The following is a 12,869-nucleotide window of genomic DNA, read 5'->3' on the forward strand; positions in this document are numbered from 1 at the left end:
GTTTTTCCCTATTTTTGCGATAAGCTACCGCTTAGAGGAGGATAGAACAAGCGTAAGATTGCGGTTCCCAATCTTTAATGAAGACAAAAAAATTGCAATGAAAATAGCAAAGGAAGTCAGGATAGGATTAGTCGTGGCGATCGCCATACTTGTATTTTTTACCGGTTTTTACTTTTTGAAAGGGTCAAATCTCTTCTCAGGGGAAAATAATTTCTATGCCGATTATGATAATGTGCAAGGATTGACACCGTCTGCAGTGGTGCAGATCAAAGGTGTGAATGTGGGCAAAGTGACCGATATTAACCTGGATAGTAAGGTCCGCGTTACATTGGCCATCGATAAAAAAGTGCACATCCCGGTAGGTACCAAAGCTGAATTGATTTCGCTGGATCTTCTGGGTACAAAGGCAATCCGACTGGATCTGACTAACAGCTCCGAATATGCTAAGAACGGTGATGTATTGCCAGCTGCGGTAGAATCGGGAATCATCGATAATATTTCTTCCGAAATTTCACCGCTGGTAACAGATGTAAGAGCAACAGTTGCTATGCTGGATTCTGTATTGACCGGTATCAATGGCATTGTAAACAAACAGACGCAGGAAAATATTGCAGGCAGCATTGCTTCGCTCAACGAAACAATGCATCATTTTTCCAGTCTTTCTAACCGTTTAGATAAAGAAAGCGAGCAAATTGCGGGTATTGTGGACAATGCAAATAGCATTACTACCAATCTGAAAGACAATAACGAGCATATTTCCAACATTCTGAAGAATGCAGAAGCCACTACCGATCAGCTTTCCAAAGCACCGATCGAACAAACGGTGAAGAACCTGCAATCTACTTCTGATCAGCTGAATACTTTGATGGCTAAGATCAATAATGGTGAAGGTTCAGCGGGTATGCTGGTCAATGATAAGCAACTTTACAACGAGTTGACGCAGGCACTTGCCAAAATGAAAGAACTGATGGCAGATCTGAAATCACACCCTTCCCGCTATATAAACGTTTCGGTGTTCGGTAAAAAACAAAAAGATAAATAAGCGTTTAATTGATTGTGGTGCGTGTAGTTTTAAAAAAATCTCTATTTCGAAAAATAATTTTGTCATGCATCCTCGGGTGCATGATATTTTTTGTTGCTACAGCCCAGAAGCAACAAAAGCAGCAACAGCAGCAACAAAATCAGGATACGTCCAAACAGGTAAACGTAATCATCAAATATGCTCAGATAGGCGGTGGCTTTGTAAAAGGCGATACGCAGATGAATCGTCTGGTGGGTAACGTGCAGCTGGAACAAAACGGAACACTGATGTTTTGCGATAGTGCGTTCATTAATCTCAATGCCAATAACGTAGAGGCTTTCGGCGATGTAAAAATCGTGCAGCCCGATGGCACGCAGGTGATGAGTGATTATCTGCGCTATGTAGGTAATACGAAACAGGCCTATCTGAAAGGCAATGTGAGTCTCACGGACGGCAAAAGCAATCTCTGGTGTGAAGAACTGTATTATGATGTTGGTACTAAAATCGGTCGCTACGAAAATGGTGGTACGCTGCAGACTGAGTCTACAACAGTGACCAGTAATGCAGGAACTTACAACGTAACAACAAAAGACGCGCGTTTTTCCGGTGAAGTTTATGTAACCGATCCGCCGTATGAGATAACATCAGATGAATTGGGCTATAACACCCAGACCAAGCTGGTTGTGTTTTATGCGCCGGCCATTGTCACGAGCGACAAGTCTATTTTGCATACCGGCAATGGCAGTACCTGGGATGGCAAGAGCGAAATTGCGCATTTCGTGGTGCGTTCATCGATTCTCAACGAAGGGCAATATATTGAAGCCGATAAGATTGATTACAACCATAAGACAGGCTTTGGTCATGCCGAAGGCAAAGTAATCAGCATTGACACGGCTCAGAAAATAACGTTGTATTGCGGCATTGCAGACTACAATGAAAAGGCAAGAAAGCTGAAAGCTTATGTGAAGCCGGTAATGAAGAAAATGAATGGCAATGACAGCTTGTTTATCCGTGCTGATACATTTTTCTCAGCGCCTGTTCCGAAGCCAGTTGACACGCTGAAGATGAGCGTGAGCAAAGCCAAAGATTCGCTGACTGTTGTTAAAAAAGGAAAGTCGAAAAACAAAAAAGGACTCGCAGTATTGGCTGCGACACCGCAGACAGTGAACGATACCACGAACACCACGCCAGCGGCAGATTCTACAGCACCGAGATATTTTATTGGCTATAACCACGTTATTATTTTCTCTGATTCGATGCAAGGGCGGTGCGATAGTATTGTATACTCGATGGCCGATTCTACGCTGCGGATGATTAAAGATCCGGTAGCATGGTTCCGGCAAAGTCAGGTGACGGGCGACACAATTCTCGCTTATCTGGAAAATAACAAAGTAAAGAAAGTCTACATTCCGAATAACGCTTTGTTGATTCAACAATCAGGACCGGCAAAAGCACAGATGTTTGATCAGGTGCAGGGTAAAACGCTTAGTGTGTTTTTTGCAAATGATAAGATTGACCATGCCGTTGTATTTCCAAATGCGGAGTGTATTTATTTCTCTAAAGATGAGGTAGGGGCGTATCTCGGTGTAGTGCAGGGACAATCTGAACGGATGCGGATTACTTTCAAAAATGAGGAAGTAAACCATGTTTATTTCGAGCAGGATCCGAAACATACGATGTCACCGCTGACGAAAGTCAATATTTCCGAAACACGTCTGAGCCGTTTTCAATGGCTGGATGCCAAACGTCCGAAAAGCCTGCTGGAGCTGTTTGAATAAGGGAAAATTCAAAAAAAGTTTGTTTCGAAAGGAAAACGCTCTACTTTTGCAGCTCAATTTAGAAACAGGAATGTCTCGAAAGTTATATAAACGTATGTGTCAACTTACTAAACAGGTAGGCAGATATGGTATTGTATAACCTCAGATATACAAAAGATACCCAAAAGCGGCTTACCGGACTCGGTGAGCCGCTTTTTTGTTGCTAAATACACCCGGGATATTGTATACATTTTAAACTAAATATTGATAATGAGTACGCTTAGCCGTCTGGCCGAAACACTGATCGGATCTGAAATTGTTCGTCTTGGTAACGAGATCAACGCAAGAATTGCTAAAGGAGAAAAAATCTACAATTATACCATTGGCGATTTTGACCCTGAAATTTTCCCAATTCCGCAGGAACTTGAAAATGGCATTATAGAAGCGTACCAAAAACGTTATACCAATTATCCTCCCGGTGATGGTGTACTGGAATTGCGTGAGGCGGTTAGTGAATTTATCAACATGCAGGAAGGTATTCAATATGCGTCCAACGAAGTATTGATTGCGAGTGGTGGTCGTCCGCTGATTTACTCTCTGTTCCGCACGATTGTAGATCCGGGAGACAAGGTAATCTATGCGGTTCCATCCTGGAACAACAATCACTATGTACACATGAACGGTGCTGAACATTGCGTGATTGAAGCGTTGCCGGAAAACAACTTCATGCCGCGCGCTGCGGACATCGCACCGCACATCAAAGGTGCTACGCTGATTTGTCTTTGTACGCCGCAAAACCCTACTGGTACTACATTAGACAAAGCCGAGCTGGAGAAAATATGTGATCTGGTACTCGAAGAAAATAAATCGCGTGCAGAAGGCGAAAAGAAACTGTACGTGATGTTTGATCAGATGTATTTCACACTTACTTACGGCGATACCAAACATTACAATCCGGTAAGTCTGCGTCCTGAAATGAAGGCGTATACGATATTGATTGATGGTATTTCTAAAGCACTCGCAGCAACTGGTTTGCGTGTAGGTTGGGCATTAGGTCCGGTAAAAGTGATTGCTAAAATGAAAGCTTTGCTGAGTCACATCGGTGCATGGGCGCCAATGGCAGAACAAAAAGCTACAGCAAAATATCTGAAACAGGACAGCGCACTTGAAAGCTACCTTACGCATTTTAAAGCCGAACTGGAAGAAAGACTCTGGAGCATTTACAATGGTTTTATTGCACTGAAAGAAAAAGGATTTTGTGTAGATGCAGTAGCACCGCAAGCAGCGATTTACCTCACCATCAAACTGGATCTGGCGGGTAAAACAACCGAAGCGGGCACGCAATTGACGAACCAATCTGATGTAACGGACTACATTCTGAGCGAAGCAAAACTTGCTGTAGTTCCGTTTTACGCATTCGGCGCGGATAAACAATCACCTTGGTATCGTCTGAGCATCGGTACGTGTAAAAAAGAAGAGATCAGCGAAATGCTGGGCAAATTGGAAGCGGCACTTTCAAAGCTAAACCCCTAGCCCCTGAAGGGGAATCTCAGCGCGACTATCACCCGGTTGCATTTTTGACTTTTGACTTTTGACTTTTAAATTTTGACTTTATAAACATGCAAGTGTACAAATTCGGCGGAGCGTCGATAGCGACTCCGGAACGTATGGCGGCATTATTGCCGATTATTCAAGAGGCTACCCAGCCAATCATTATGGTCGTATCTGCATTAGGCAAGACCACCAACGCACTCGAAGACATTGTGTCTGCTGCCTGTAAGGGCGACAAGGAAAAGGCACATGATATGGCGCGTAAGTTGGAGCAGATTCACCTTGATTATGCAAAAACACTGCTGAACACCGAAAACTTTGCAAAAGCCGAAAAAGCGCTCAATGTATTTTTTACAGAGCTGCAATGGGCAATTGATGACGCTGAAGCTGCGAAATACGATTACTCTTACGACCAGATCGTTTGTATGGGAGAATTACTTTCTACGCGCATTTTCGGCTTTTACCTCCAACAAGAAGGCCTCAATTTTGAGTGGGCTGATGTGCGCGATGTAGTTCGTACAGACGAGACTTTCCGTGATGCACGTGTGGATTGGAACTATTCTGAAACGCAGGCGAAACAAAAACTCGGCACACTTTTATCGCAAGGTAAAAGCATCGTAACACAAGGTTTTATTGGCGCTACTGCCGATAATGCTTCCGTAACACTGGGCCGTGAAGGTTCTGATTATACCGCAGCGATGCTGGCCGCGATGCTGGGTGCTACCGGGGTTACCATCTGGAAAGATGTAGAAGGTCTTCAGAACGCTGATCCGAAGCTGTTTCCGAACACGGTTAAAATTGAGGCGATCACTTACCACGAGGTGATTGAAATGGCCTATTATGGTGCACAGGTTATTCACCCGAAAACCATTAAGCCGCTGCAGAATAACGGCATTCCTTTGTACGTGCGCTGCTTCCTTAATAAGGATCTGAAAGGAACGGTAATTCAGAATGAAGTCAACAGCATTTTTTATCCGCCGCTGATTGTTTTGAAACAGAAACAAATCTTGCTGCAGGTAACAACGCGTGATTTCTCGTTCGTCACAGAAGACAACCTGAGTAACCTCTACAGCATCTTCCATAAACTGAAGATTAAAGTAAACCTGATTCAGAATGCTGCGATCAGCTTCGTAGCTTGTATTGATCACAAAGAAGATCAGATTCAGGCGTTGGTTACTGAGCTCGAAAAAGACTATAAAGTATTCCGCAACGAAGATGTAAGCCTGCTTACAATTCGTCACTACACGCCGGAAATTCTTTTTGAAATGACCAAAGGCAAATACACGCTGCTGGAACAAAAAACAAGACAGACGGTACAGGTGGTGATGAAATAATCATCTAAGTTGACAATTGACAGTGGACAGTTGACAATTGCCATGTTTGTCGTGTCGAGGATACGAGACATCTCACGTGATGTGATTTATTTAATTAATTATGTCCTTGTATGAAGCAATTTGCACGAAATATCAATAAAGAAGTACTGTTGAGCGAAGTCTCTGACTTCGTTCGAGTGGCCGCGGTCTCCTGACCGCAGCATAATAAAACGATACAATTAAAGGTGCTTGCATCGACAAACAGAAAGAGACTGCTCAACGCAGTCTCTTTCTGTTTAAAAATATTACTACGGTCAGGAGACCGTTTCCGTCAGAACGAAGTCAGAGACTTCGCTCAGCTGTGAGGTCGCGCCCAGTATTTTAAAAATAAGTGTAACTGTCAATTGTCAACTGTCAATTGAATTTATCAGATCTTGGTAAATGTCAACGCGTCCGTTCCGCCATTACCGCCGCTTACATCCTCAAGTAGAATGGTAGTATTATTTGTGTTTAGAATATGCCAGTCATTATTTAATTCATCAAAAGGACTTGTGTTTCCAAAGTTAAGTTCCAGTTTCGCCTGGTCGTCGTCTGTTCCGGTTTTCCAGGTGCCATTGACTGTGCTGCCGCCGTTGGATGCTGTAGCGCTGCCGTTAGCATTAAAAGCGAATTCATAACCGGTAAAATGGTTTGTTTCGTCATTGCCGTTATCGCTGAAAAAAGAAACCTTCCAGACGCCAGCCTGTATATTGCTGTCATTACTCACGGGAGGACTAACTGTCTCATCGCCGTGACCACAGGCAGAAAGAAACAGTATAAATACGGGTAGAAAAAGGAGTTTTAGGAATCGTTTCATATGGTTTGATGTTTTAATGAATATACGGATCATTTTTCTGTGCTGCCATTCAACTAGTTACAGCATTCGAAAACAAAGTATAAATTGCGGGTACAGAAACCTGATATGAACCTTTTGCCGAAATATTGTTTTTTATTTTTTAGCTTTTTTGCGGTCGCGAAAAATGTAGTCGCGCAAAATGTATTTTTCAGTGCGGAACTCGGTGGTGGGCTGGCCTATGTGACAAAAAAAGATTTGCCGAATACAGATTATAAACCACGCCTGACGCCCAATTGCTCGGTTTCGATTCTTGTTCCCGTTTCTAAAAAGATAATGCTTGAAAGTGGGTTGGAGTACGCAGAGAAAGGATTCAATTCAAACTCATTTGCTGCAGATCCCGATAACCCCGAATATATCAGCCGTTTCATTGGAACTGCAAAGCGCAGTTACTTAAATATCCCGTTAGTGGTGTCCTGTCAGATATGGCATACTGCAAAACATCAGATGTTTGCCGGCGCGGGAATGAATTTTGGTTTCTTGCTGAATGCTTCTGTTGAAGGCTCCTGGGAAAATTATAGAGAAGGACTCTTTCTTGGAGCCAGCGAAATGCAATATTCAGAACGCATAGGCCTCATGCAGTCTTACGATAAGAATGGGTATGACAAAATCGACTTGTACCTTTTTGATGCGGGATTGAAATTGCAGGTACGATACGTCTACAATAATCGCTATACCGTCCGGTTATTTCATCAGCTAGGACTTACTGATCCATCAGCGACCACCCTTAGTGGGAGTGCTGGAAAAATTCACCAGCAATATACTGGTGTTTCCATAGGCGTTGTTTTCCCCCGGTTTAAAAATTAAATTCTACAATCAATGGTGAAGGGTGATTAAAGTCTGAGAACCGGATCCACTTTGGCGTTACCGTGAAATATGCAATGTGCTCCCATTCGGTTCGTCCAATGCCATCGGGAAAAGTGCGCAGGTAAATTTCCTGATAAGGTTTTAATTCATCGCCAGTAAGCAATCGTGCTTCTCCTTCGTATTGTACGGTTTGCTCGCCATCCCAGCCAATTACAGCTGCAAGCGCGGGGTTGCGTACGAGGTTGTCATATTTCCGTGTATCCGAAGTAGTATCGAAAATAAGCTCCAGATTTTCTGTAATGGCTACGCCCACTAATGCGGATTGGGGCATATGATGTTTTGCAACTGAAGAAATCACTGCGTGGTGATGTTCTGATAAGAATTCATACAAAGCGGCGACGGTCATGGCTTTTAATTTTACAATGAGAGAATGTCTCACAAATTTACAGCTTCGCAACTTTGCATAAAAAAGCGCCCCAACAGACTGTTGGGGCGCTTTCTTATGTGTTAGATTATTTTTTTGCCTTTCATCGCATCTTTCAATGCAGCATCCATTACACGTTCTGCAAATGGACGACTCACATCATTGAGCAATTCCATTTCCTTCTGGATGAGGTCTTTATCTTTTGCATCAATGGCATTGCGCAGCAGCTGCATATGTTTTTCCGTAACCGCCAATTCATCGTCGTTGAGAAATTCGCGCTGCTTTAAGATGAATTTTTCCGTTGTTTCCAGCATTTGCTGTGCTTCTGTAGCAGCTTCTACCAGAGCACGCGTTTTGATGTCTTCCTTAGCATTCGTCAGCGAATCCAGCAGCATTCTTTCTACTTCTTCGTCAGTAAGTCCATATTGCGGTTTTACTTCAATACTTTGGGCTGTACCGCTGCGAAGTTCTGTAGCGCTTACTTTCAGGATACCATCCGCATCGATCATAAAGGTTACTTCTACTTTCGGCAACCCGGCCGGCATTGCGGGAATTCCGGTGAGGTTAAATTCTGCGAGTTTGCGGTTGTCGGCAACCATATCACGTTCACCTTGATAAACAGAAATACGCATACCGCTTTGTCCGTCTTTCTGCGTCGTGTATTGACGACCGGCACGATTCGGAATTTTAGAATTGCGTGGGATCAACACATCCATGAGTCCGCCCATTGTTTCAATACCGAGGCTTAATGGCGTTACATCCAGGAGCAGCATTTCTGTATTGTTGCCCGCCAGAATATCTGCCTGTACTGCCGCGCCGAGCGCAACTACTTCGTCAGGATTCAGTTCGTCATGAACTTCTTTGCCGAAGAAATCACGGATGGCTTGTTTGACCAAAGGTACGCGGGTAGATCCGCCAACCATCACCACTGCATCAATGTTGGCAGGGGTGAGGTTTGCGTCGTTCAACGCATTCCTGCAGCTTTCCAGTGTACGGTTAATCAACGGTTGAATAAGTTCGTTGAATTGTGTCCGTGTTACGGTTGCTGTCTTGCCGTTAATTTCACCTGAGAAATCTTCGTTGCTGCTTAAGTGTTTTTTCGCTGCTTCTGCAGTCAGACGTAATTGTTGCGACAGTGATTTATCAGTCGCCAATTGTTCGTCGGAAATATTCAGCTGTTGTTGGAAATATTGCACCAGTGCGCGGTCCATATCGTCACCGCCAAGGTATGTATCGCCGTGTGTAGACAATACTTCGAAAATACCATTGCTGATATGTAAGACAGAGATATCAAATGTACCTCCGCCGAGATCATAAACTGCAATTGTTTTTTCTTCGTCCGGTTTTACGCCCAATCCGTAAGCGAGGCTGGCAGCAGTTGGTTCGTTGACAATGCGCAGTACATCCAGACCTGCCAGACGGCCGGCATCACGTGTTGCTTGTCGCTGTGCATCGTTAAAATAAGCCGGAACCGTAATTACAGCTTTAGTTACGGTTGTCTTGAGAATATGTTCGGCGCGGTGTTTCAGCTCTTTCAGAATATAAGATGAAAGCTCAATTGGTGAATAGAAACGGTCGCCTACCTGAATTTTTACTAGTGAATCGGTGTTGTCGTCAATAACTTTATAGGAGAAAAGACCGGCATGATCGCTTACATCTTTGTAAGACTTACCCATCAGTCGCTTTACAGAGTAAATGGTATTCTGTGGCTCGGCTACCAGCTTTTCACGAGCCGGGGCACCAACTGTAATATTGCCAAAAGAATCAAAGTATACAATAGACGGAACCAGCGTAAGGCCGTCAATTTCGCGTAGTGCGATTGGTTGTTTTGTGTCCTGACGCACAATCGCGATCAGACTATTGGTAGTACCCAGATCAATACCTACAATCGTTTCTTCCTGTTGTAAACTTCCTGTTGCCAGGTTAATCCCTACTTTAGCCATGTTCAGTCAAAATTGACCGCAAAGGTACTTACAATTGACAATTGAAAACGGACAATTGACAATTCATTGCATAAAGCCTAAGGCCCGAAGCAATTCGACAATTCGATAATGGTTCGGCACGCGTATTGTTTCCCGCAGAAACGCATAAGGAGCAAAGACGCTGGGATTCACAACTGACAACTGACCACGCATAATCAGCCATCAGCGATTACCTCCGGTGTTTTGTCTTAGTGGTCTTATTGTCAAAAAACTTTGAAAGGAAGTTTTTAGCCATACCTTCTGCCTGAAATTTGAAACGCTTTACAGCACCGTCTTCAGGGCGGGCGTAAAATGTAGTGCGATGCACATAAGACTTATGATTTACCGGCATGGCAGAAAAATAATAATTGGAAATGCAGGCGCGAACACCGTCATACAAGATTTTTCCTACAGAGTGGATAGATTCTGTATGTGTTTCCATTACCGCGAGGCGGTTGAATTTTGAATGGATTTCGAGCCGTTCAGTCATTGGTTTATTCCATAGTTCCAGGTTGCCGCCTTGGTTTTCAGGCCATTCCGGACTGATATAATACAGCGTATTAATAACCCGGTATTTCTTGCCATCGCCATCATGTGAATTATCGAGGTGCGGCATCAGGAAATCATCTTTCAGCATCATGGAAATGCCCGATCCATAAAGTGATTCATCCGCTTCAAGAGCTTCCAGTCCTGTTATTTCAGCTACAATATCGATCACTCTTTTATCCTGAAATGAAAATAAAATTGCCTTCATCAGTGGATTATAATCCTCCAGTTTAATACCTACCCGTTTGCGTTCCTTTTCGGTATTGCGGAGCATCAGCTTCCGGGGATCAGGAAGAGCGTCGAAACAGGCCTGAGCCCATTCTATAGGTAAAAGGTCGTCAATAAAAAAATGGCGTACCGGACCTGATTGTTCCCAGTATGCTTTAAGTGACTCCTTATGCTCTTGTAGTTTTTGAGCAATCGCCCCGCCAAATTGTTCCTGATTCATGTACTGTTATTGCTCTTTAAAAATAGCTATTCCTTTGGAAGTGAAAATAAATTATATTATATTAAAACTGTTTTAAATTTATAATTCTGGTATTAGTTACACTCAAAACGATTTGTATGAAAAGCACGATCAAGATTTTGCTCACAATGACGATGGTTTGGTTTGCGGTAATGACAAATGCACAACAACCCAAAACGGCACTGGATCTTAATAACCGGTTGGCATCCATCACAGATTCTCTGTACAGCAAAGGTCAGGATTGGGGGAATAAGTTTGTGGAGACGACTAATACGAGGGACTTTGCAAGTCTGAAACCTTACCGGGAAAATATACAGCATTACATCGCGTCAGAATTGAAAGTTGTGAAAGGTATGAAGGATATTAATGGTTCTGAAAATCTGCGGAACGTTATCATAGAGTTTCTTAATTACGAAAACAAAATGATCGATAACGGTTTTGTGCCGGTCGAAAAACTGCCCCAAACCGCGAGTGACGATGATGTAAAAAAAGTAATCAATGATCTTGCGGAAGCATCGAAAGATGAGGCTGACTTGTTAAAGAGAGTAAGTGAAGCGCAAGACAGTTATGCAAAGAAGAATGGCTTTACGATAGAAGCACCGGCCGAAAGCCACTAGCAGCGCTTGTTAATCGTGTATGAGGTTGTTGGTTTTAAAAGTCTGCAGGGCTGGTAGAATAACTCAAGAATTCAGCGACCGGAAAAATCAGCGATCTAAAACTTTGGCCTCAAATTTGAAATAGTCGGTGTAAAAACGCCACTGACTAATGAAAGTATTTTTTATCTGCTTTTCTATTTATTGTACTTGTTGTTTTCTTTCTTGCCGTTCCGGACAAGTGAATGATGGCGAGCTGCTGGCGATTCAGGACAGTATTGCTATTAAAGTAAGTAATTGGACAAAGCTTGCGGAGAATGGCAGATTCAAGGAATTGAGCGAGACGCGGCAGGACCTGGAACGCTTTGTAGATCTGAGTTTGCCGAAGGTTCAGCGTTTGCATGGAAAAGAATTACAGCAACAGGTGTTGCATCATTTGGAATACCTGCAGGCAGCTTCTCCCGATATATTGAAGCCATTTGAGCAACTCACACATAATTCCGATAACAAAGAGATATCAAGCCTCGCGGATAAGATCAATAATTTCAGCAAGGAGGAAGAGCGCATCAATGTAAGGATGGATCATATCCGAATTAAACTGCTTCGCTAAACAAAATTGGCACGGGATTTGCTACGCTATATCAATAGAGGAAATTAAAAACTGCTACGATTGATTGTCGATTAGATTGTTTAAAGCTGTTTCGAAAAGGTAGATTGATTTGTTTTAGGTTTAGCCCGTACGGTGCCTCTCCGCTACGGGCTTTTTTTGTAAGTATTGCAGATTGCTTGAAGGGTGGGCTTGATGATTTTTAAAAATAATATTAATAGGATACGGGAAAAATTATGGGATACTGCTGTTGTTACTCACCCTGTATTATTCGCGGAGAAAAACAGTTAAAGTTGGATCCGAATAAAAAGTAGATAATTAGTCTTTAAATAAACATCGCGGAAATGCCGCGAAATAAAATTTTTGTATGATTGCTTTAATAGTGCTCGCAGTGCTTTTCTACCTAAGCCTGACTATTCTGATGATTGTTTCACAATGGAAAATTTATCAGAAAGCCGGTTTTGAAGGTTGGGAATGTATCATTCCCTTCTACAATCTCTACATCCTTACAAAGATTATCGGGAAGCCCAGCTGGTGGATGCTATTGATTTTTATTCCTATTGCAAACATTGTTTTCATAGTTTGGATGGTCAATCTTTTATCAAAGAGTTTCGGAAAATCAGAGGGATTTACGGTAGGCCTGATCTTTCTCGGTTTTGTTTTTTATCCGATACTCGCTTTTGGTGATGCAACGTATATAGGTCCCGGAGGCTATAGCGGCAGGAGCATCGTAGATGAATTAAACAGCGGATTGGATGATCTTGAAAAATCCTAAAGCGTAGCAATAGACGATTATTTTTGAATTTTAAGCCCGCAGGTAAACATCGCTGCGGGCTTTTTTGTGCATATAACGTGCATAAGTAGAAAGTGTTTTCTTGTTTTTTAACCGTATTTTTTAGAGTAGCAGTATATATTATTAGTGTTTGTTTTC

The 12,869-nt window shown here is 42.8% G+C and carries 12 protein-coding genes; 8 read left to right on the forward strand and 4 right to left on the reverse strand.

Going from position 1 to position 12,869, the window contains the following annotated elements:
* The first annotated feature begins 97 nt into the window (after nt 1–97).
* From DN068_RS09010 to DN068_RS09025, 4 genes are all read left to right on the forward strand, one after another.
* Nucleotides 98–1,042, forward strand: coding sequence for an MlaD family protein (locus tag DN068_RS09010; protein WP_110998577.1), 945 nt, complete (start codon nt 98–100; stop codon nt 1,040–1,042).
* A gap of 80 nt (nt 1,043–1,122) precedes the next feature.
* On the forward strand, nt 1,123–2,799 hold the full coding sequence (locus tag DN068_RS09015) for an OstA-like protein (protein WP_110998578.1): 1,677 nt from the start codon (nt 1,123–1,125) through the stop codon (nt 2,797–2,799).
* A gap of 249 nt (nt 2,800–3,048) precedes the next feature.
* Nucleotides 3,049–4,311 (forward strand): pyridoxal phosphate-dependent aminotransferase, encoded by a 1,263-nt coding sequence (locus DN068_RS09020; protein WP_110998579.1) that lies wholly within the window; start codon nt 3,049–3,051, stop codon nt 4,309–4,311.
* A gap of 86 nt (nt 4,312–4,397) precedes the next feature.
* A complete protein-coding gene (locus tag DN068_RS09025; RefSeq protein WP_110998580.1) occupies nt 4,398–5,663 on the forward strand; it encodes an aspartate kinase in 1,266 nt (421 codons plus the stop codon).
* Between the two features lie 406 nt (nt 5,664–6,069).
* Here DN068_RS09025 and DN068_RS09030 read toward each other — a convergent pair whose 3' ends face one another.
* Nucleotides 6,070–6,498, reverse strand: a complete 429-nt coding sequence (locus DN068_RS09030) for a hypothetical protein (protein ID WP_123985290.1) — start codon at nt 6,496–6,498, stop codon at nt 6,070–6,072.
* Between the two features lie 84 nt (nt 6,499–6,582).
* Here DN068_RS09030 and DN068_RS09035 point away from each other — a divergent pair, with 84 nt between their 5' ends.
* Entirely contained in the window at nt 6,583–7,341 is a 759-nt protein-coding gene (locus tag DN068_RS09035) for an outer membrane beta-barrel protein (protein WP_123985291.1), read from the forward strand.
* On the opposite strand, the gene DN068_RS09040 is transcribed toward DN068_RS09035, so the two are convergent.
* The 3 genes from DN068_RS09040 to DN068_RS09050 all read right to left on the reverse strand — a co-directional run bounded on the left by DN068_RS09040 (nt 7,331) and on the right by DN068_RS09050 (nt 10,720).
* Nucleotides 7,331–7,747, reverse strand: coding sequence for a pyridoxamine 5'-phosphate oxidase family protein (locus DN068_RS09040; RefSeq protein WP_110998583.1), 417 nt, complete (start codon nt 7,745–7,747; stop codon nt 7,331–7,333). The two genes, DN068_RS09035 and DN068_RS09040, sit on opposite strands and share 11 nt — an antisense overlap.
* Nucleotides 7,748–7,848: 101 nt before the next feature.
* Nucleotides 7,849–9,708 (reverse strand): Fe-S protein assembly chaperone HscA, encoded by a 1,860-nt coding sequence (gene hscA / locus DN068_RS09045; RefSeq protein ID WP_110998584.1) that lies wholly within the window; start codon nt 9,706–9,708, stop codon nt 7,849–7,851.
* Between the two features lie 208 nt (nt 9,709–9,916).
* Nucleotides 9,917–10,720 carry a 2OG-Fe(II) oxygenase gene (locus tag DN068_RS09050; protein ID WP_110998585.1) on the reverse strand — a complete coding sequence of 268 codons (804 nt, stop codon included), beginning with the start codon at nt 10,718–10,720 and terminating at the stop codon, nt 9,917–9,919.
* 116 nt (nt 10,721–10,836) lie between these two features.
* On the opposite strand from DN068_RS09050, the gene DN068_RS09055 reads away from it, so the two are divergent.
* The 3 genes from DN068_RS09055 (at nt 10,837) to DN068_RS09065 (ending at nt 12,713) form a co-directional block, all read left to right on the forward strand.
* On the forward strand, nt 10,837–11,355 hold the full coding sequence (locus DN068_RS09055) for an LIC11966 family surface protein (protein ID WP_110998586.1): 519 nt from the start codon (nt 10,837–10,839) through the stop codon (nt 11,353–11,355).
* 148 nt (nt 11,356–11,503) lie between these two features.
* Nucleotides 11,504–11,941 (forward strand): hypothetical protein, encoded by a 438-nt coding sequence (locus DN068_RS09060; RefSeq protein ID WP_110998587.1) that lies wholly within the window; start codon nt 11,504–11,506, stop codon nt 11,939–11,941.
* A gap of 364 nt (nt 11,942–12,305) precedes the next feature.
* Nucleotides 12,306–12,713 carry a DUF5684 domain-containing protein gene (locus tag DN068_RS09065; RefSeq protein ID WP_207798883.1) on the forward strand — a complete coding sequence of 136 codons (408 nt, stop codon included), beginning with the start codon at nt 12,306–12,308 and terminating at the stop codon, nt 12,711–12,713.
* Nucleotides 12,714–12,869: the final 156 nt, after the last annotated feature.

The sequence above is a fragment of the Taibaiella soli genome, assembly GCF_003236175.1.
Lineage (GTDB): Bacteria > Bacteroidota > Bacteroidia > Chitinophagales > Chitinophagaceae > QKTW01.